Source organism: Saccharothrix sp. NBAS 001, assembly GCF_056640475.1.
Genome location: NZ_CM153251.1, coordinates 8,323,214 through 8,342,094, shown reverse-complemented (window position 1 = coordinate 8,342,094; position 18,881 = coordinate 8,323,214). Strand labels below are relative to the sequence as shown.

The 18,881-nt window shown below is 70.5% G+C and carries 17 protein-coding genes and 1 pseudogene; 9 read left to right on the top strand and 9 right to left on the bottom strand.

Translation table 11 applies throughout. The features are described from left to right. Positions 1-36 precede the first annotated feature (36 nt). From AC0HI0_RS36950 to AC0HI0_RS36940, 3 genes are all read left to right on the top strand, one after another. Complete coding sequence (locus tag AC0HI0_RS36950; RefSeq protein ID WP_480928106.1) at positions 37-543, top strand: beta-class carbonic anhydrase; 507 nt, start codon at positions 37-39, stop codon at positions 541-543. A 121-nt stretch (positions 544-664) separates the two neighbouring features. Further along, positions 665-1,534, top strand: coding sequence for an HhH-GPD family protein (locus AC0HI0_RS36945; protein ID WP_480928105.1), 870 nt, complete (start codon positions 665-667; stop codon positions 1,532-1,534). A 1-nt stretch (position 1,535) separates the two neighbouring features. Continuing rightward, positions 1,536-2,045 carry a 2'-5' RNA ligase family protein gene (locus AC0HI0_RS36940; RefSeq protein ID WP_480928104.1) on the top strand — a complete coding sequence of 170 codons (510 nt, stop codon included), beginning with the start codon at positions 1,536-1,538 and terminating at the stop codon, positions 2,043-2,045. Here the strand turns inward: AC0HI0_RS36940 and AC0HI0_RS36935 are convergent. Next, complete coding sequence (locus AC0HI0_RS36935) at positions 1,994-2,737, bottom strand: alpha/beta fold hydrolase (protein WP_480928103.1); 744 nt, start codon at positions 2,735-2,737, stop codon at positions 1,994-1,996. The genes AC0HI0_RS36940 and AC0HI0_RS36935 overlap by 52 nt on opposite strands. Before the next feature lie 17 nt (positions 2,738-2,754). On the opposite strand from AC0HI0_RS36935, the gene AC0HI0_RS36930 reads away from it, so the two are divergent. From AC0HI0_RS36930 to AC0HI0_RS36920, 3 genes are all read left to right on the top strand, one after another. Continuing rightward, positions 2,755-4,242: a M1 family metallopeptidase gene (locus tag AC0HI0_RS36930; protein WP_480928102.1), complete on the top strand. Its 1,488-nt coding sequence runs from the start codon at positions 2,755-2,757 to the stop codon at positions 4,240-4,242. A 51-nt stretch (positions 4,243-4,293) separates the two neighbouring features. Next, positions 4,294-4,605 (top strand): antibiotic biosynthesis monooxygenase family protein, encoded by a 312-nt coding sequence (locus tag AC0HI0_RS36925; protein WP_480928101.1) that lies wholly within the window; start codon positions 4,294-4,296, stop codon positions 4,603-4,605. Positions 4,606-4,666: 61 nt separating this feature from the next. Beyond that, a complete protein-coding gene (locus tag AC0HI0_RS36920) occupies positions 4,667-5,470 on the top strand; it encodes an SIR2 family NAD-dependent protein deacylase (protein WP_480934470.1) in 804 nt (267 codons plus the stop codon). On the opposite strand, the gene AC0HI0_RS36915 is transcribed toward AC0HI0_RS36920, so the two are convergent. Further along, on the bottom strand, positions 5,442-6,413 hold the full coding sequence (locus tag AC0HI0_RS36915; protein ID WP_480928100.1) for an endonuclease/exonuclease/phosphatase family protein: 972 nt from the start codon (positions 6,411-6,413) through the stop codon (positions 5,442-5,444). The two genes, AC0HI0_RS36920 and AC0HI0_RS36915, sit on opposite strands and share 29 nt — an antisense overlap. An 18-nt stretch (positions 6,414-6,431) precedes the next feature. On the opposite strand from AC0HI0_RS36915, the gene pcp reads away from it, so the two are divergent. Next, positions 6,432-7,073, top strand: a complete 642-nt coding sequence (gene pcp / locus AC0HI0_RS36910; protein WP_480928099.1) for a pyroglutamyl-peptidase I — start codon at positions 6,432-6,434, stop codon at positions 7,071-7,073. Between the two features lie 321 nt (positions 7,074-7,394). Here pcp and AC0HI0_RS36905 read toward each other — a convergent pair whose 3' ends face one another. After that, on the bottom strand, positions 7,395-9,968 hold the full coding sequence (locus AC0HI0_RS36905; RefSeq protein WP_480928098.1) for an ATP-dependent Clp protease ATP-binding subunit: 2,574 nt from the start codon (positions 9,966-9,968) through the stop codon (positions 7,395-7,397). 712 nt (positions 9,969-10,680) lie between these two features. Between AC0HI0_RS36905 and AC0HI0_RS36900 the strand changes: the two genes are divergently transcribed. Continuing rightward, positions 10,681-11,238 carry a (2Fe-2S)-binding protein gene (locus tag AC0HI0_RS36900; protein ID WP_480928097.1) on the top strand — a complete coding sequence of 186 codons (558 nt, stop codon included), beginning with the start codon at positions 10,681-10,683 and terminating at the stop codon, positions 11,236-11,238. Between the two features lie 321 nt (positions 11,239-11,559). On the opposite strand, the gene AC0HI0_RS36895 is transcribed toward AC0HI0_RS36900, so the two are convergent. Both AC0HI0_RS36895 and lysS read right to left on the bottom strand, forming a co-directional pair. Next, complete coding sequence (locus tag AC0HI0_RS36895) at positions 11,560-11,907, bottom strand: histone-like nucleoid-structuring protein Lsr2 (protein WP_015097814.1); 348 nt, start codon at positions 11,905-11,907, stop codon at positions 11,560-11,562. 115 nt (positions 11,908-12,022) lie between these two features. Then, positions 12,023-13,534, bottom strand: a complete 1,512-nt coding sequence (lysS, locus tag AC0HI0_RS36890) for a lysine--tRNA ligase (RefSeq protein WP_480928096.1) — start codon at positions 13,532-13,534, stop codon at positions 12,023-12,025. 50 nt (positions 13,535-13,584) lie between these two features. On the opposite strand from lysS, the gene AC0HI0_RS36885 reads away from it, so the two are divergent. Next, the gene (locus AC0HI0_RS36885; RefSeq protein ID WP_480928095.1) at positions 13,585-14,349 is read left to right on the top strand and encodes a class I SAM-dependent methyltransferase; all 765 of its coding nucleotides are present in this window, start codon (positions 13,585-13,587) and stop codon (positions 14,347-14,349) included. Positions 14,350-15,610: 1,261 nt separating this feature from the next. On the opposite strand, the gene AC0HI0_RS36880 is transcribed toward AC0HI0_RS36885, so the two are convergent. From AC0HI0_RS36880 to AC0HI0_RS36865, 4 genes and pseudogenes are all read right to left on the bottom strand, one after another. After that, the gene (locus AC0HI0_RS36880) at positions 15,611-16,396 is read right to left on the bottom strand and encodes a type III pantothenate kinase (RefSeq protein WP_480928094.1); all 786 of its coding nucleotides are present in this window, start codon (positions 16,394-16,396) and stop codon (positions 15,611-15,613) included. 236 nt (positions 16,397-16,632) lie between these two features. Continuing rightward, positions 16,633-17,088: pseudogene (gene panD / locus AC0HI0_RS36875) on the bottom strand (aspartate 1-decarboxylase); the annotation flags it as partial. An 11-nt stretch (positions 17,089-17,099) separates the two neighbouring features. After that, complete coding sequence (gene panC / locus AC0HI0_RS36870) at positions 17,100-17,990, bottom strand: pantoate--beta-alanine ligase (protein ID WP_480928093.1); 891 nt, start codon at positions 17,988-17,990, stop codon at positions 17,100-17,102. Beyond that, a complete protein-coding gene (locus tag AC0HI0_RS36865; protein ID WP_480928092.1) occupies positions 17,987-18,880 on the bottom strand; it encodes a Rossmann-like and DUF2520 domain-containing protein in 894 nt (297 codons plus the stop codon). Before AC0HI0_RS36865 ends, panC begins: the two co-directional genes overlap by 4 nt. Position 18,881 lies beyond the last annotated feature (1 nt).

Below are 18,881 nucleotides of genomic sequence, written 5' to 3'. Positions count from 1 at the left end.
GTTCCAATCCGAGTTGAACGAATAGGGAGGTGGGCCATGACCTCGATCGACGAACTCCTCCGCCGCAACGCCGACCTGGGCGACGTGGTGCCCGGCGACCGCTCTTCGCCGAAGCCTTCGATGAAGGTCGCGATCCTGACCTGCATGGATTCGCGGATCAGGGTGTTCGAGATCTTCGGGCTGCGCCAGGGCGAGGCGCACGTGCTGCGCAACGCCGGCGGCGTGGTGACCGACGACATGATCCGGTCGCTGGCGCTGAGCCAGCGCAAGCTCGGCACCCGCGAGGTGCTGCTCGTGCACCACACGAACTGCGGCCTCGAACTGGTGACCGAGGACGCGTTCAAGGACGAGCTGGAACAGGACGCGGGGATGCGCCCGACCTGGTCCGTGGAGGCGTTCCGCGAGGTCAAGGACAGCGTCCGCAACTCGATGAACCGACTCCGCCACAGCCCGTTCGTGCCGTACCGCGACGACGTGCGCGGGTTCGTGTACGACGTCCACACCGGCGCGCTGACCGAGGTCGTCCAAGCCGAGGTCGGCTAGGCCGGGGCGCCACCGGGCACGGTCGACTCCGCGAACGTGCCCGGTCCGCCCGACTCCGCGGTTCCCGCCGTCCGATCGGCTTTCACCCGCACGAGGTCGTTCTGGAAGACTGACCCGCGCTATGAGCCTGGACGCGCAGACCCTCATCGACTGGTTCGCCGACACCGCCCGCGACCTGCCCTGGCGCAAGCCCGAGTGCACCGCGTGGGGCGTGCTGGTCAGCGAGATCATGTTGCAGCAGACACCCGTCGCCCGGGTGGAGCCCATCTGGCACGAGTGGCTGGAACGCTGGCCCACGCCGTCCGCCATGGCCGCCGCCTCCCAAGGCGAAGTGCTGCGCGCGTGGGGCAAGCTCGGCTACCCGAGGCGCGCGCTGCGGCTGCACGAAGCCGCACAGGCCATCTCCACCGACCACGACGACGTCGTGCCCGACGACGTCGACACCCTGCTCGCGCTGCCCGGCATCGGCGCGTACACGGCCCGTGCGGTGGCCGCTTTCGCCTACGGCCAACGGTGTCCGGTGGTCGACACGAACGTCCGCCGGGTCGTCGCACGAGCCGTGCACGGCGCCGGCGACGCGGGACCGCCGTCGACCACGCGGGACATGAACGACGTCGAAGCCCTGCTGCCACAGGAGGGCGCGGCGGTCTTCTCGGCGGCGTTGATGGAGTTGGGCGCGGTCGTCTGCACGGCCCGCACGCCCAAGTGCGCGGACTGCCCGGTGTTCGACACGTGCGCGTGGCAGCACAACGGGCGTCCCGCGTACTACGGGCCGGCCAAGGTGGTGCAGAAGTTCGCGGGCACCGACCGGCAGGTCCGGGGGCTGCTGCTGGACGTCCTGCGCGGCACGTCCGAGCCGGTCGCGAAGACCCGGCTGGACGTGGTCTGGTCCGACGCCGGCCAGCGCGACCGCTGCCTGGACTCGCTGCTGGTGGACGGCCTGGTCGAGCAGACCGCGGCCGGCCTGTTCGCGCTGCCCGGGGAGCACTGACGTGCACGCCCTGGTGGTGTTCTTCGACGCCGAGGCGGACGCGAAGGTCCGCGACCTGTGGCGGCGGGTCGGCGCGACGTTCGAGTACCCGCCGCACCTGACCTACGCCGTCGCGGGCGCGATCGGGCCGAAGGTCCGGGCCGAGCTGCGCGAGGACCTGTCCCGGCTGTGGCTGCCCGACCTGTGGCTGCACACCCTGGGCACGTCCTCCGCCGCCGAGAACGTCCTGCACCTGGGCGCGGTCGTGGACGGCGAGCTGCTGGCCGTGCACTCGGCGATCCACGACGTGCTGGCCGGGCGGGTGAAGAACCCGAGCGCCTACTACCTGCCGGGCAACTGGGTGCCGCACTGCACGCTGGTCCACGGCACGACCGACGAGGAGACCGTCCGGGCGTTCGCCGCGCTGCACCCCGTCGAGCCGATCCGCGCCAAGGTCCGCGAGCTGGCCGTGGTGGACACTCAGACCGGGGAGATCGACCCGCTCAGGAAAGCCTCCACCGCGCCCCGGTAGACCTCCGGGGCCTCGTCGTGCACCACGTGCCCGGACTCGGGGACCAGCAGGTGCGCCCCGCCCGTGCGGCGCGCGACCTCCGCCATCTGACCGGCCCGCAACCCGCCCCGACCGGCCTCCACGGTCAGCGTCGGGCACCGGATGGCGTCCACGAAGTCCCAGTACGACCGGACGCCCCACTCGGCGGCGATCTCGTACAGGTCGTCCAGCCGGGCGATCAGGTGCCAGCCGTCCGCGCGCTCCTCGAACATCTCCTCGACCCGGGGCACCCGCACCACGGACCGGACGTGCGCGAGCGACTCGAACACCGGCCACGAGTCGAAGTACCAGCGCCACTCGTCGACCGTGCGGCCGGTGTTGTCCGGCACCACGTCCTCCGCCACCACGGCCCCGACCAGGTCGGGGCGGGTCGCGGCGAGCGCCCACGCGTGCAGGCCGCCCATCGAGTGGCCGATCACCACGGCGGGCGCGAGGTCGAGCCGCTCGATCGTCGCGGCGGCGTCGGCGACGAAGTCCTCCGTGCGGTACGGACCGCGCTGCGGGTTGCGGCCGTGGCCGCGCGCGTCGGTGGCGACCACCCGCCCGTACGGCTTGAGCCACTGCGCGACCGTCCACCAGGTGCTCGCCCGGCTCATCAGGCCGTGCAGCAGCAGGATCCCCTGTCCCGATCCGCCGAACTCCGCAACGCTCATACGTGCATCATGTCGACATGGCAGTGAGCCCCAAAGCCCGCCCTTACCTCCTCGTCGCCGCCGTCGCGCTGGTGGTCGTCGGGGTGCTGGTCGCCCGGATGCCCGGCGAGCCCGGGGCGACGCCGCAGGCCGTGCCGGAGTCGTCGGGCCCGACGGCCACCACGCCCCCGGTGGTCGACGCCGAGGGCGGGGACGGCGCGGGCGACCCGTACTACCCGCAGGACGGCAACACCGGGTACGACGTGCGCGGGTACGACCTGGCGATCAGCTACGACCCCGCCACCCGCAAGCTCGACGGTAAGGCGCTGATCACGGCCGTCGCGACGGACGGGCTGAGCCGCTTCAACCTCGACCTCTACCAACTAACGGTGTCCGAGGTCGTGGTGGGCGGCAAGACCGCGCGGTTCCGCCAGGAGGGCGACCACGAACTGGTCATCACGCCCGCCGAGCCGCTGGCCAAGGACGGGGAGTTCGTCGTCGCGGTCACCTACGGCGGCGTGCCGACCCTGCTGGAGGACCGCGCGCTCGGCCGCAACGGGTGGCAGGTGTCCGCGTCCGGCGGGGCGTTCGCGGCGGGCGAGCCGCACTCGGCGACCACCTGGTTCCCGGCCAACGACACCCCGCGCGACAAGGCGTCGTTCAAGCTCGCGGCCCGCGTGCCGGACGACTGGTCGGTGGTGTCCAACGGCACCGAGGGCGAGACCACGAAGGCGGACGGCTGGACCACCTACCGCTGGGCCGCGCCGCAGCCGATGGCCACCTACCTGACCACGATCGCCATCGACAAGTGGACGATCGACCGCACCACCCTGCCCGACGGCACGCCCGTGGTGAACGCGTTCGCGCCCGGCGCGTTGCAGGCCCGCGAGGAGCAGAAGCGGCTGCCGGAGATCCTGGCGTTCCTGGCCTCGAAGTTCGGCCCCTACCCGTTCGACTCGGCGGGCGGCATCTTCCTGGCCGACAACATCGGCTTCTCCCTGGAGACCCAGACCCGGCCGATCTACGCCGGGTGGGCCGACCTGGAGACCGTCGTGCACGAGAACGCCCACCAGTGGTTCGGCGACTCGGTGTCGCTGCGGTCGTGGGCCGACATCTGCCTCAACGAGTGCTTCGCGAGCTACGCCCAGTGGCTGTGGTCCGAGGGCAAGGACGGCGTCGACCTCGACGACAAGTACCGCCGCGAGGTCGCGCGCACCGCCGACTCGACCCAGTACTGGGGCCGCAAGCTCTACGACATGGGCCGAGGCAACGAGTTCCGCGGCGTGTACGACAAGGGCCAGCTCGCCGTGCACGCCCTGCGCCGGCAGATCGGCGACGAGGCTTTCGGCAAGGTCTTGCAGACCTGGACCGCGCGGCACCGGGACGGCAACGTGTCGTGGCCCGAGTTCGAGGCGCACGTGGAGCAGGTGTCCGGGCAGGAGCTGGACGGGTTCTTCGCCGCCTGGTTCCACGCCGGCACGATCCCGTCCGACGAGTACCTGTGGCCTGGTGCGCTGCACAAGTAGCGCGCCGCGTCACACGGCTGGGCACGGCCGTGCCCTGCTAACGTCGGTGCCATGGCAGTTGTGAAGATCAACGCGATCCACGTCCCCGAAGGCGCGGGCCCGGAGCTGGAGAAGCGGTTCGCCGCCCGGCTCGGAGCGGTGGACTCGTCGCCCGGCTTCCTCGGCTTCCAGCTGCTGCGGCCGGTCGCCGGCGACGAGCGGTACTTCGTCGTCACCCACTGGGAGACCGACGAGGACTTCGCCAACTGGCGCAACGGCAGCGCCCGCGAGGCGCACGCCGGCGAGCGGGCCAAGCCCGTCGCCACCGGCGCCGACCTGCTGGAGTTCGAGGTCGTGCTGAGTTCCCAGCCGAAGCGTGACTGACCACTCCCCCACAGCACCGGACCCCACAACACACGACACCGCAGCCCCGGACCGGGCCGCCCTGGAGCGGGCCGCCGAGCTGCTCGCCGGCGCGGCATCCGTGCTGGTCTGCGCGGGCGCGGGGATGGGCGTCGACTCGGGCCTGCCCGATTTCCGGGGCGACCGCGGCTTCTGGCGCGCCTACCCGCCGTACGAACGGCTCGGGCTGCGGTTCGCCGAGCTGGCCGACCCGGTCCACTTCGTCGAAGACCCCGGGCTGGCCTGGGGCTTCTACGGCCACCGGCTGGACCTCTACCGGCGCACCGAGCCGCACGCCGGGTTCGCCGTGCTGCGGTCGTGGGGCGCGCGGGTGTTCACCTCGAACGTGGACGGGCAGTTCCAGCGGGCCGGGTTCACCGACGTCGCCGAGGTGCACGGGTCCATCCACCACCTCCAGTGCGTCGAGCCGTGCACGGACGACGTGTGGCCGGCCGACGACGTCGCGGTCGAGGTCGACCCGGAGACCATGCGGGCCGTCCCGCCGCTGCCCGCGTGCCGCAACTGCGGCGGCCTGGCCCGGCCCAACATCCTGATGTTCGGCGACTGGTCGTGGGTGCCCGGGCCGAGTCAGCGCGCGCTCGACGAGCTGACCGCGTGGCGGCGGTCCGCGCGCGACCTGGTCGTGCTGGAACTCGGCGCGGGCCTGGCGGTGCCGACCGTGCGCCGGCAGGCCGAGCTGGCCAGTGCCGCCTCCGGGGCGCTGATCAGGGTCAACCCGCGCGAGCCGGACGTGCGGCACGGGCGCGGGGTGGCGCTGCGGATGGGCGCGGCGGACGCGCTGGTCGAGCTGGACCGGCTCACGGCGTCGGCACGACGAACCGGGTGAGGATCCCCCGGTGGTCGGTGCCGGGCAGGTCGAGCACCTGGAACGCGTCGACCGGGCACCGGTTGTCCACCAGCACGTGGTCGAGCACCACCGGCGGCCAGTAGCCCCGCGACGGCCACGTCGGGTTCAGCCCCTCGCCGACCTGGTCGGCGGCGTCCACGTAACCCTGGTTGAGCAGCCGGCGCAGGCCCACGTGGTCGAGCGAGGCGTTGAAGTCGCCGACCAGCACCCGCATCGGCCCGTTGAGGTTCCGCTCGGGCAGCCCCGCCAGGTCCCGCTGCCACGACTCGGTGCCACCCGGCACGGTCGGGGCGAGCGTGTGCACGGACACCACCTCCACGTCGTCGCCGGGCAGGTCCACCAGCGCACGGGCTTGGCGGAACGTGCTCTTCGAGGTCGAGGCCCGAGCCGACAGCGGGTGGCGCGACGCGAGCCCCGACCCCGCCGCCCCCGAATCGGGCAGGAACTCGCGGTGCGGCAGCACGTCGGCCAGCCCCGCGCGGTCGAGCCGGGCGACGGCGTCCGGCGTCAGCTCCTGCAACGCCAGCACGTCGACCCGGTGCGCCCGCACCGCCGCGACCACCGCCGCCGCGTCGGCCCCGCCGTACTCCAGGTTCGCCGACATCACCCGGACCTCCTGCCCCACCCCGACCGGCCGCGAGTCCGGGAAGGCGCGCGGCGCGACGGCCGCCACCAGCACCAGCGAGAGCAGCAGGACGATCGTGCCCAGCGCCCAGCGGCGGACCAGCAGCGCCACCGCGGCCAGCAGGACGCCGGCGGCGGTGAAGTACGGGGTGAGGGCGGTGGTGGCGACCATGTGCCGGGTGCCGTCGATGCCCAGCAGCCGCAGCCCCGCCGCAGCGCAGAACGCGATGGTGGCCAGCACCAGCAGGAACGTCACCGCCTTGCGGCGGGGGCGGCGCACTACGTCGAGGTCGGCCACGACATCTAGTCTGCCCGAGTGAGAGTTGTGCTGACGGGCTTCGAACCGTTCGGGGGCGAGGCCACCAACCCGTCCTGGGACGCGGTGCGCCTGGTCGCCGAGGAGTTCGCCGACGACGGGTACGAACTGGTGGCGGCGGAGCTGCCGTGCGAGTTCGGCCGGTCGCTGGACGTGCTGCGGGAGCTGGTCGTGACCCACTCGCCGGACGTCGTGGTGTGCGTGGGCCAGGCGGGCGGACGGGTGGGCGTGACCCCGGAGCGGGTCGCGGTGAACCTGGACGACGCCCGGATCCCGGACAACGCCGGCCGCCGGCCGATCGACGTGCCGGTGGTGGCGGGCGGCCCGACCGCGTACTTCGGCACCCTGCCGGTGAAGGCGTGCGTGGCGGCGTTGCAGGCCGCGGACATCCCCGCCGCCGTCTCGCACACGGCCGGGACGTTCGTCTGCAACCACGTCTTCTACGGCCTGATGCACCTGGCAGCCACGGAGTTCCCGCACCTCAGGGCCGGTTTCGTGCACGTGCCGTACGCACCCGGCCAAGGCCACGAGGACGCCCCGAGCCTGCCGGTGCAGACCACGGCCCGCGCCCTGGACCTGATCATCCGCACCACCGCCGCGCGGACCACCGACCTCCCGGTCAGCGCCGGCACCCTCCACTGAAACCCCGGGCGCGCGCACCGACGCCGGCCCCACACCCGACGCACCACCCCCGACGCCCCCTCCGGCGACGCCACGCCTCCCCGGACACGCGAAAGCGCCCCCTGGGGGCTCCAAGGGGCGCTCAACGCGTGCAAATCCAGCCGACCCGACCGGCCGGGCCCAGGCGCAGCCTGAGCCCCTCTCAGCCGGTCACCCACCAGGGGGTCGCCCCACCGGGCGACCCCATCAGGTCGTCCATCAGGCCGTCCAGGTCGTCCATCAGGTCGTCCAGGCCGTACCTCAGGTCGTCCAGGTCGTCCTTCAGGTCTTCCAGTTCGTACCTCAGGCGGACTCGGCGTCACCTTCACCGCTGTCGCCACCGGCACCACCCGCACCGGCCGAGGCCGCGAGGTCCACCGGCGGCGCGTCCGGCACGTTGAGCGGCTTCGGCTCACCCCGGAACACGAAGTGGGCCTTGTCGTCGGCCTCGGACTCGCCGTCCCAGCCCTCGACGTCGGTGATGATGATCTGGCCCGGCTGGATCTCGCCGAACAGGATCTTCTCCGACAGCTGGTCCTCGATCTCCCGCTGGATCGTCCGACGCAACGGACGCGCACCCAGCACCGGGTCGAACCCCCGCTTGGCCAACAACATCTTCGCCCGATCGGTCAACTCGATCGCCATGTCCTTGTTCTTCAGCTGCGCCTCGACCCGCGCGATCATCAGATCCACCATCCTGATGATCTCGTCCTGCGTCAACTGGTGGAACACGATGATGTCGTCGATCCGGTTCAGGAACTCCGGCCTGAAGTGCTTCTTCAGCTCGTCGTTGACCTTGTTCTTCATCCGCTCGTAGTTCGACGCCGTGTCCTGCCCCGACGTGAACCCCAACCCCACGGCCTTCGAGATGTCCGACGTACCCAGGTTCGACGTGAAAATGATCACCGTGTTCTTGAAGTCCACCGTCCGACCCTGACCATCGGTCAACCGGCCGTCCTCCAACACCTGCAACAGCGTGTTGTAGACCTCCTGGTGCGCCTTCTCGATCTCGTCGAACAACACCACCGAGAACGGCTTGCGCCGCACCTTCTCCGTGAGCTGCCCGCCCTCCTCGTACCCCACATACCCCGGAGGCGCACCGAACAACCGCGACGCCGTGTACCGGTCGTGGAACTCGCCCATGTCGATCTGGATCAGCGCGTCGTCCTCACCGAACAGGAACTGCGCCAACGCCTTCGACAACTCCGTCTTGCCCACACCCGACGGCCCCGCGAAGATGAACGACCCCGACGGCCGCTTCGGATCCTTCAACCCCGCCCGCGTCCGACGGATCGCCTGCGACACCGCCTTCACCGCGTCCACCTGGCCGATGATCCGCTTGTGCAGCTCGTCCTCCATCCGGAGCAGACGCGTCGTCTCCTCCTCGGTGAGCTTGAACACCGGGATCCCCGTCCAGTTCGCCAACACCTCGGCGATCTGCTCGTCGTCCACCTCGGCGACCACGTCCAGGTCGCCGTCCTTCCACTGCTTCTCCCGCTCCGCCTTGCGACCCAACAACTGCTTCTCCGAATCACGCAGCTTCGCCGCCCGCTCGAAGTCCTGCGCGTCGATCGCCGACTCCTTCTCCCGACGCACGTCCGCGATCTTCTCGTCGAACTCCCGCAGATCCGGCGGCGCGGTCATCCGACGGATCCGCATCCGCGCCCCCGCCTCGTCGATCAGGTCGATCGCCTTGTCCGGCAGGAACCGGTCGTTGATGTACCGGTCCGCCAACGTCGCCGCCGCCACCAACGCCGAATCCGTGATCGACACCCGGTGATGCGCCTCGTACCGGTCCCGCAGACCCTTCAGGATCTCGATCGTGTGCTCCAACGACGGCTCACCGACCTGGATCGGCTGGAACCGCCGCTCCAACGCCGGATCCTTCTCCACGTACTTGCGGTACTCGTCCAACGTCGTCGCGCCGATCGTCTGCAACTCGCCCCGCGCCAACATCGGCTTCAGGATCGACGCCGCGTCGATCGCACCCTCCGCCGCACCCGCCCCCACCAACGTGTGGATCTCGTCGATGAACAGGATGATGTCCCCACGCGTCCGGATCTCCTTGAGCACCTTCTTCAGACGCTCCTCGAAATCACCCCGGTACCGCGACCCCGCCACCAACGAACCCAGGTCCAACGTGTACAGCTGCTTGTCCTTCAACGTCTCGGGCACCTCGCCCTTGACCACCATCTGCGCCAGACCCTCGACCACCGCCGTCTTGCCCACACCCGGCTCGCCGATCAACACCGGGTTGTTCTTGGTGCGCCGCGACAGCACCTGCATCACCCGCTCGATCTCCTTGGTGCGCCCGATCACCGGGTCCAGCTTCCCCTCCCGCGCACTCGCGGTCAGATTGCGCCCGAACTGATCCAACACCAACGACGACGACGGCGTGCCCTCACCACGACCACCCGACTCCGCCGTCTCCTTGCTCGTCGAATACCCCGACAACAACTGCAGCACCTGCTGGCGGACACGGTTCAGATCCGCGCCCAGCTTCACCAGGACCTGCGCCGCCACACCCTCGCCCTCACGGATCAGGCCCAACAGGATGTGCTCCGTGCCGATGTAGTTGTGACCGAGCTGAAGCGCCTCCCGCAACGACAGCTCAAGCACCTTCTTGGCGCGCGGCGTGAAGGGGATGTGACCCGACGGGGCCTGCTGACCCTGACCGATGATCTCCTCGACCTGCTGGCGGACGCCCTCCAGCGCGATCCCCAACGACTCCAACGCCTTCGCGGCGACACCCTCACCCTCATGGATCAACCCCAAGAGGATGTGTTCGGTGCCGATGTAGTTGTGGTTGAGCATCCGGGCCTCTTCCTGGGCCAGGACAACCACCCGCCTCGCGCGGTCGGTGAACCTCTCGAACATTCGCACTCCCTGACTGCTGCGCCGGCGGTCCTCGGGCTCACCACTGGCATACCGTGGAGAGCGCGGCACCGTGGGACCACTGTAGTCGCCGGCCCGGACACTCTCAGTTCCCGTTCGCGTGCAGTCGCTGTCGGGGATCTCTGACATCGGTACCAACGCGTGATCTGCCAGGTAGATTCCACGGATCGGGCGATGTCCGCTGAGCGCGAACAACCCCCCGAACGGCCGCTACGGACGTGATCGGCGTCACCAGCGACCACCGGCCCGAGGGAACCTCGATAAGGTTAGGCAAGCCTCATCCGCCGATCGCCAGGAACCTCCCGAGATGACCGTACCGGCCCCCGCGACCGCCCGAGCGGCCCGCACGCCGATCGCCGGAACGCTCACCCAGGCCGACGCGGTAACCCAATGGTGTGAAATCCGCTTCGGCCTCCCCGCCACACCCCCACCCACCCCCGCAACCCCACCCACTCTCACCCCGTCACCCACTCACCCGCCCACCCCCACTCAAGCCCCCGGCCTCACTCAAGCCCCCGGCCTCACTCAAGCCCCCGCCCCCGCCCCCGCTCAAGCCCTCCCTCCAGCCCCCACCTGGCTGGTCACGGAGGACCTGCTCTCCTCCCCCTCCCAGTTCGACGCGTGGCGGGCCGAGCTGGCGGTCTGGCTGCGGGCGAACTACGGGGACGCGCCGGAGCGGACCACCGGCGGCTACGTGACCAGCTGGTACCTGAGCACCGTGGGCCTGCTCGGCGGCACGCTGTTCCACCTGGCCAGGCGGGTGCCGTCGCTGCGCCCCGCCGACGTGGCGATCCGGGTCGAGGACGCCGGCCGCCCGCACGTCGTAGGCGTGGCGCTGCTCACCGACGAGTTCGCCTGCCTGCCCGACGACCCCGACCGGGACCACCCGGCGGCCACCGCCGTCGCCGACGAGCGGGCGCTGGCCGCGCTGCTGCGGGCCCGGTTCGCCGCCCACGCGGCCCGGTTCGTCGCGGCGTTCGGCCCCACCGTCCGGCTGGGCCGGCGGCAGCTGTGGGCGGCGGCCACCGACGCCCTGGACAGCGCCGCGTGGACCGCCGGTCAGCTGTGCGGCGACGAGGCGGCGGGCGTGGCCGACGCGGCGCTGCTGCTACCGGACAAAACGGCCCCGTTCACATCCGCGTCGACTCTGCGCGCCACGGAAACCGGTTGGACCAGACGCCGGGAAAGTTGCTGCTTCCACTTCGCGCTGCCCGACGCGGAAGTCTGCGCGACCTGCCCCCGGCAGCGCTGAGAACAACCGGCGACAACGGCGGGTGCGCGGACGGCGGTGCCTTCCTCGACCGTTCGGACTCACCCACCCGTCAGGGGAGCGGACACCCGGACGCCTAATGTCGGCAGTCGACCGCACACCCGGACCAGCACCGCGACACCGATCGGTGACACCCACCCGGCGGTCATCCCCACATCGTTATGAACTTCACCATCCGGGGCTCGTACAAGATCTTTCCAGGACCAGGTGGTACGGAAAAACAACCAAGGGGCACCGGTATCGCACCCGGTGCCCCTTCGTCGTTTGGCGTAATTGCCGTGGCGCACGCCACGCAATCACGTGTCAGCCCTGCTGGTGGTATGCCTCCAGCACCTCGGCGGGGATACGCCCACGATCGGACACCTTCATCCCCTGCTTGCGTGCCCACTCCCGAATGGCCTGGTTCTGCTCGCGATCAGCGGAGGCGGGACGTGCGGCCTTCACACCGGCCGGACGGCCCGGGCCGCGCTTGCGACCTCCGGCCTTGCGAGCGCCGGCGACGAAGTCGGCGAGTGCATCGCGGAGCTTGCCCGCATTGCCCGAAGAAAGGTCGATCTCGTAGGACACGCCGTCCAAACCGAAGCCGACCGTCTCCTCAGCCTTCCCGCCGTCCAGGTCATCGACCAGGGTCACGGTGACCTTCTGCGCCATGCGTATCCTCCTGGACTCCGAATGCGCGGTGTTCCCCGACCGCGACCAAAGCATTGTCGAGTGCAGGTTAGCGCACAAGTACCGCAATGCGCAGACCGGAGTCCGAGAAGTTACTTCATTCAGGGCGCACGAGGGGGAACAGGATCGTCTCCCGGATACCGAGACCCGTGATGGCCATCAGCAGTCGGTCGATGCCCATTCCCACACCACCGCTCGGTGGCATTCCGTACTCCAGCGATCGCAGAAAGTCTTCGTCCACCGGCATGGCCTCGGCGTCCCCGGCGGCACTCAACCGCGCCTGGGCTTCCAGCCGCTCGCGCTGCGCCACCGGGTCGACCAGTTCGGAGTATCCCGTGGCCAACTCGAATCCGCGCACGTACAGGTCCCACTTTTCGGCCACACCCGGCCGGGTGCGGTGCCGACGGGTGAGCGGCGAGGTCTCGACCGGGAAATCACGGACAAACGTGGGCGCGTGCAGGCCGTCGCCGACCAGGTGCTCCCACAGCTCCTCCACCAGCTTGCCGTGCCCGAGCTTGGGGTCGACCTCCAGCCCCACCCGGTCCGCGAGCTTGCGGAGTTCCTCGACGGAGGTGTCCGGCGTGACGGCTTCGCCGGCGGCCTCGGACAGCGACTCGTACATGCCGAGCGTGGTCCACTCGCCGCCCAGGTCGTACTCCGAGCCGTCGGCGAGCGTCACCTGGAGCGTGCCCGCCACGGCCAGCGCCGCCTCCTGGACCAGTTCGCGGGTGAGGACCGCGTTCGTCTCGTAGGTGGCATACGCCTCGTAGTACTCCAACATGGAGAACTCGGGCGAATGGGACGAATCCATACCCTCGTTGCGGAAGTTGCGGTTGATCTCGAAGACCTGCTCGATACCGCCCACCACGCAGCGCTTGAGGTACAGCTCCGGGGCGATGCGCAGGAAGAGGTCGATGTCCAGGGCGTTCGAGTGGGTGACGAACGGCCGGGCGGTCGCACCACCCTGCAACGTCTGCAACATCGGGGTCTCGACCTCGATGAATCCGCGCCGGTGGAACGAGTCCCGCAGGGACCGCACCACGGCGGCCCGGCTGCGCACGGTGTCGCGTGCCTGCTCGCGGACGATCAGGTCCACGTAGCGCTGCCGAATCCGGGTTTCCTCGGCCAGTTCCTTGTGCGCCACGGGCAGCGGGCGCAGGGACTTGGCGGTGAGCCGCCACTCCTGGGCCATCACGGACAGCTCGCCCCGCCGGGACGTGATGACCTCGCCGCGCACGAATACGTGGTCGCCCAAGTCGACGTCGGACTTCCATTCCGCGAGCGCCTGCTCGCCGACCCCGTTGAGGCTCAGCATGGCCTGGAGTTCGGTGCCGTCGCCTTCGCGCAGCGTGGCGAAGCACAACTTCCCGGTGTTGCGGATGAACATCACCCGTCCGGTCACACCGACGATCTCGCCGGTGGCGACATCGGGTTCGAGCCCCTGGTGCCGCTCCCGGACCTCGCGCAACGTGTGCGTGCGGGGCACCTCGACCGGATAGGGATCGACCCCCCGTTCCAGCAGCCGCGCCCGCTTCTCCCGGCGCACCCGAAGCTGCTCGGGAAGGTCGTCGTCACTGGTGGCGGAAGGGTTCGCAGGCTGCTCACTCACGGGGGGAAGCGTACGGAAAGACCCCTCGGGGATTCGAACCGGTTCTCACTATGGTGGGGACGGTGACGAGTGATGACTTGCGTGCTCGCCGGGCGAACTCCTTCGGAGCACACGCCGCCGCGTACGCGGAACACCGCCCCGACTACCCCGCGACCGCCATCCGGTGGTCGCTGGAACCCCTGGGCGGCGGGGCACACCGAGTCCTGGACCTGGCGGCGGGAACCGGAAAACTCACCGGCGGGCTCATCGCGGAAGGCCACCAGGTCACGGCCGTGGAGCCCGACGAGTCGATGCTGTCGGAACTGGTCCGCCGGCACGGAGGCGTGCGGGCGCTGCCGGGAACCGCCGAACGCATCCCCCTCCCGGACGGCACGATGGACGCCGTGCTCGTGGGCCAGGCGTTCCACTGGTTCGACAAGGCGAAAGCACTGACCGAGATCGCCAGGGTCCTGCGCCCGGGAGGCGTGCTGGCCTGCATGTGGAACGGCTCGGACCACAACGTGCCGTGGGTGGCGAAGCTGGACGAACTGGCCAACGGAACAAGCGCCCACCAGGACCTCGCGGAAGCCGAGTTCCCGGAACACGAGTCCTACCGGAAGGCCGAAATCCGGAAGTTCCCCCACGCGCACCGCCGAACGGCGGAGTCCCTGGTGACGACGATCAGCACGCACTCCCACACCCTGGTGATCCCGGAAGAGGAACGGGAGGAACTGCTGACCACCCTGCTGGCGTACCTGAAAAACAACCCGGAAACGACAACGGGCGAGTTCGACTTCCCCTTGCTGACCGAAGTAGCCCGCCTACACCGCAACTGACCCCCAGCCCCCGCCCCTCCCACCCCCCTGCCCCCGCCCGCACACCCCCTGCCAACACCCCCCTTGCCAACACCCCTTGCCAACATCCCCTCGCCCCACACAACACCTTCCCTTCACGGGACCTTGTCCAGCACCGCTCACCGAGCAGCCACCAACGTCCCGCACCCCCCACCGCGTTCACGCACGCGCAGAGCCAGCCCACACCAGGCTCGCGCAGCGCCCACAGCCACCCTCGCGTCGTGTCATCCCCGTATGGCCCGCGCGCAGCGAACCGCGCTTGAGTAGGGAGTGCAAGCACGCCCTTCGCTTGCACTCCCTACTCAAGGGTGGTTGTCTCCGACCGGGCCGTACGGGGATGACACGACGCCCGCCCCTTCTTTTCGTCATCCTTGGCGGCTCGCCCGTCCGGCGAGGACTCTTTTCGCTTTTGACCGCAGCCACGACCCCGAGATCACGACGCCCGGAGTCGGCACCCCGTTCCAGAACCCGCACGACCCGGATAAAGCGCCCCCGGACACCCCAATAACGCCTGGTCAAACAGCCTCTTCCCGCACCGGCCAACGACCGGCGAGGCCCTCCCAGACACGGATTGACGCCAGTAGCCCGAACCCCCGCCAGGCCACCACCCCAGTGATCAGCGCACGTGATCGGCGTGGCCTCCGGCCCCCGACACCATTATCCCAACCACCACCGACAATCCAACGCACGAACGCTGAGAACCGACGTACGAACGCGGAGAACCAACGCACCCACGACGCCCGAACGACGTCTGAACGCCAAGACCCGACACGAACGGCGCGCGAACGCCACGACCCGACACACGAGCGGCGCACGAACGCCAAGACTCGACACCAAGCGACGCACGAACGCCAGGACCCGACGCGCGAACGCCAACACCCCCACCAGCAAGGGTTCCGCTAACACGCCTCGCACACACAAGCCCCTGCGTCCAGAACCCCAGCGTCCGAACCAAGCGTCCAGAACCCCAAGCGTCCACAGCCCCAGCAGACCCGCCACAACCCGCCGCACACGCAGCCACACAAACCGCCACCCACACGACACCACCAAAGCCCACGCGCCACGCCCCCACACGCGCCACACCCCGCGCGCCACGCCGCGCCCCCACACGCGCCACGCCACGCCCCCACGCGCCACGCCACGCGCCCCACGCGTTCCACCAAACAACAGCCGACGACCAAGCCGACGACCACCACGAGCGGCCCGCTCCAACCCACATCCGGCCGCTCGCCCCACCGCAGCCTCACCTCATGTTGCGCTCGAACACCAACCTCAACCCCAGCAACGTCAAATCCGGCACGTGGGCCTGGATCGTCGCCGACTCCGTGACCACCAACGGCGCCAGACCTCCGGTGGCGATCACCGTCACCGGCCCCGGCTCGCTGACCTGGAGTTCGTCCACGATCCGACGCACCAACCCGTCCACCTGCCCGACGAACCCGTACACGATCCCGGACTGGAGGCACTCCACCGTGTTCTTCCCGATCACCGACCGGGGACGCACGAGTTCGACCTTGCGCAGCTGCGCCGCCCGCGCGGCCAACGCGTCCACCGAGATCTCGATCCCCGGCGCGAGCGCCCCACCCAGGAACTCGCCCTTGGCCGAGATGACGTCCAGGTTCGTAGACGTGCCGAAGTCGACCACCACGCACGCCGTGCTGTGCAGGTGGTGCGCGGCCAACGTGTTGATCACCCGGTCCGACCCGACCTCTTTCGGGTTGTCCACCAGCAACGGCACCCCGGTCCGGACTCCGGGCTCCACCAGCACCTTCGGCACCGCCGAGTAGTACCTGCCGAGCATCACCCGCAGCTCGCGCAACACCGCGGGCACCGTCGACAGCGCCGAGATCCCGGTGATCTTGTCCGCGTACTCCCCCAACAACCCGCGCATGGTCAGCGCGAGTTCGTCGGCGGTCATCCGCGCGTCGGTGCGCATCCGCCAGTCCCGCACCAGGGCGGCTTTGTCCCCCGTCCCGTCGTACAACCCCAGGACGATGTTGGTGTTGCCGACGTCGATGGCGAGCAGCACAGAAACTTCCCTCCGAAACCCGGGATACCCGGTCAGTTCTCGGCCTGGATCAACGCGTCCAACGCCGTGGCGTCCTCAGTCTCCGACGGCACCCCGTCGGAGACCCCACCCCCGCCGGCACCACCGAGACCACCACCACCAGCCACACCACCACCGACACCCGCGACACCACCGACACCACCACCACCGACACCCGCGACACCACCGACACCGCCGCCGACACCCGCGACACCACCAGCGGCGCCGCCGCTCACCCCACTCACGCCGCTCACCCCACCAACCCCGGCCACCGCACCGCTGACCAACCCCGACCCCTCGGGCGCGTGGGCCGCGTCCACACCGAGGTCCACCACCCGGTTGTCCGCGTCCACGAACACCACCCGAGGCCGGTACGCCCGCGCCTCGGCGTCGTCCATCTGCCCGTACGCGATGAGGATGACCAGGTCACCGGGCTTGACCAGGTGCGCCGCCGCCCCGTTGATGCCGATCACGCCGGACCCGCGCCCGCCGGGGATGACGTAGGTCTCCAACCGCGCCCCGTTGGTCACGTCCACGATGGCGACCTGCTCGCCGGCCAGCAGGTCGGCGGCCTCCATCAGGTCCTCGTCCACCGTCACCGACCCGACGTAGTGCAGATCGGCCTGGGTCACCGTGGCCCGGTGGATCTTCGACTTGAGCATGGTGCGGAACATCGCGGTTCCCCTCACTCGTCGCCGGTGCCGAGCAGCACGGCGATGTTGTCGATCAGTCGGGTGGAGCCCACTCGCGCGGCGACCAGCAGCCGCGCGTCCCCGTTCTCCGGCGCGGGCCCCAGGTCCGGTGCCCGCAGTTCCAGGTAGTCCACGTCCACCGACGGCACGGCGGCGAGCACCGCGGACGCCGCTTCGACCACGGCCGCCGCCCCGCCGCCGCTCACGTGCGCGCCCGCCACCAGCGCCGCCGACAGCACGGTGGCCGCGTCCCGCTCCTCCTCCGACAGGTACCGGTTGCGCGAGGACAGGGCCAGGCCGTCCGGTTCGCGCACGGTCGGCACGCCGACCACGGCGACCGGGAAGTCCAGGTCACGCGCCATCCGGTGGATCAGGGTCAGCTGCTGGTAGTCCTTCTCGCCGAACACCGCGTACGTCGGCTGCACGATGTTGAACAGCTTGGACACCACGGTCAGCACCCCGGCGAAGTGCCCCGGCCGGGACGCGCCCTCCAACTCGTCGCCGAGCGGTCCGGGCGACACCGTCACCGACGCGCCGGGCAGGTACATGTCCTCCGCCGCCGGCGCGAACACCAGGCCCGCCCGCTCCTGCCGGCAGACGTCCACATCGGACTCGAACGTCCGGGGGTAGGTCGAGAAGTCCTCGGACGGCCCGAACTGCGCCGGGTTCACGAAGATCGACACCACGACCACGGTGTTCTGCATGACGTGCGCTTCCCGGATCAGCTTCCGGTGGCCCTCGTGCAGCGCGCCCATGGTCGGCACGAGCGCGATGTTGCGCCCGGCGGCCCGCAGCGCGCGCACCACCCGCCGCAACCGCTCCGGGTCACGGTGCACCGTGACGTCGTTGGGCACGTAGTCGTCTTTGGTGAGCGGCTTGGTCATCGGTCCTCAAGAGTGGTGCGGACGTCGGCGGCCGGTTCGGGCTTGAGCAGCCCGGCGGCCTGCGCGCGGTCGACGGTGCGGCGCGCGAGAACTCGGTACGGGGCAAGGGTGTCAGGCGCCTGCGCGGCCAGCACGCCCAGGTGCTTGGCGACGGTCCCGGCGTCGCCGCGCGCGACCGGCCCGGTCAGCGCGCGGTCACCGTGCCGCAGCACGTTGTCCAGCGCGGCCGACAGGAGCGGCCCGAGCATCCGCTCGGCGTCCGCGATGCCCGCCGAGCGCAGCAGGTCCGCGCAGTCCGCGACCAGCGTGATCAGGTGGTTCGCGCCGTGCGCGAGGGCCGCGTGGTAGAGCGGGCGGGCGGCCTCGGGGATGCGCACGGGCTCCGCGGCCATCTCCACGACCAGCGCCTCGCCGACGTTCCACGCCGCTTCGTCGCCGTCGGCGGCGGTCACGCCGACCGAGCAGGCGGTCATCCGCTCGACGTCCTCGGGCCGCCCGGTGAACGTCATCACCGGGTGCAGGGCGACGCACAGCGCGCCCACGGCGCGCGCCGGTTCCAGCACGCCGATCCCCTGCGCGCCACTGGTGTGCACCACGATCTGCCCGGCGCGCAGCGAACCGGTGGCGACCAGTCCGCGCACCAAGCCGGCCAGTTCGTCGTCGGGCACGGCCAGCAGCACCAGGTCGGCCGACGCGGCGACCTCGGGCGGCGAGGCGACCGGCACGTCCGGCAGCAGCTCCTCGGCCCGGCGCAGCGACTCGCGCGACACCGCGGACACCGATCCGACCACGTGGCCCGCCCTGGTCAGGGCGGCGCCCAGCACCGAGCCCACCCGGCCCGCCGAGATCACTCCGACGGCCAGCCGCGCGGGGCGTGGGGTCGCGTCCATG

Bases quoted from the DNA above. Each gene is read 5' to 3' on its own strand.
- AC0HI0_RS36950 (WP_480928106.1), top strand. From the start codon at position 37: ATGACCTCGATCGACGAACTCCTCCGCCGCAACGCCGACCTGGGCGAC.
- AC0HI0_RS36945 (WP_480928105.1), top strand. From the start codon at position 665: ATGAGCCTGGACGCGCAGACCCTCATCGACTGGTTCGCCGACACCGCC.
- AC0HI0_RS36935 (WP_480928103.1), bottom strand. From the start codon at position 2,737: ATGAGCGTTGCGGAGTTCGGCGGATCGGGACAGGGGATCCTGCTGCTG.
- AC0HI0_RS36930 (WP_480928102.1), top strand. From the start codon at position 2,755: ATGGCAGTGAGCCCCAAAGCCCGCCCTTACCTCCTCGTCGCCGCCGTC.
- AC0HI0_RS36925 (WP_480928101.1), top strand. From the start codon at position 4,294: ATGGCAGTTGTGAAGATCAACGCGATCCACGTCCCCGAAGGCGCGGGC.
- AC0HI0_RS36905 (WP_480928098.1), bottom strand. From the start codon at position 9,968: ATGTTCGAGAGGTTCACCGACCGCGCGAGGCGGGTGGTTGTCCTGGCC.
- AC0HI0_RS36895 (WP_015097814.1), bottom strand. From the start codon at position 11,907: ATGGCGCAGAAGGTCACCGTGACCCTGGTCGATGACCTGGACGGCGGG.
- AC0HI0_RS36885 (WP_480928095.1), top strand. From the start codon at position 13,585: ATGGTGGGGACGGTGACGAGTGATGACTTGCGTGCTCGCCGGGCGAAC.
- panC (WP_480928093.1), bottom strand. From the start codon at position 17,990: ATGACCAAGCCGCTCACCAAAGACGACTACGTGCCCAACGACGTCACG.
- AC0HI0_RS36865 (WP_480928092.1), bottom strand. From the start codon at position 18,880: ATGGACGCGACCCCACGCCCCGCGCGGCTGGCCGTCGGAGTGATCTCG.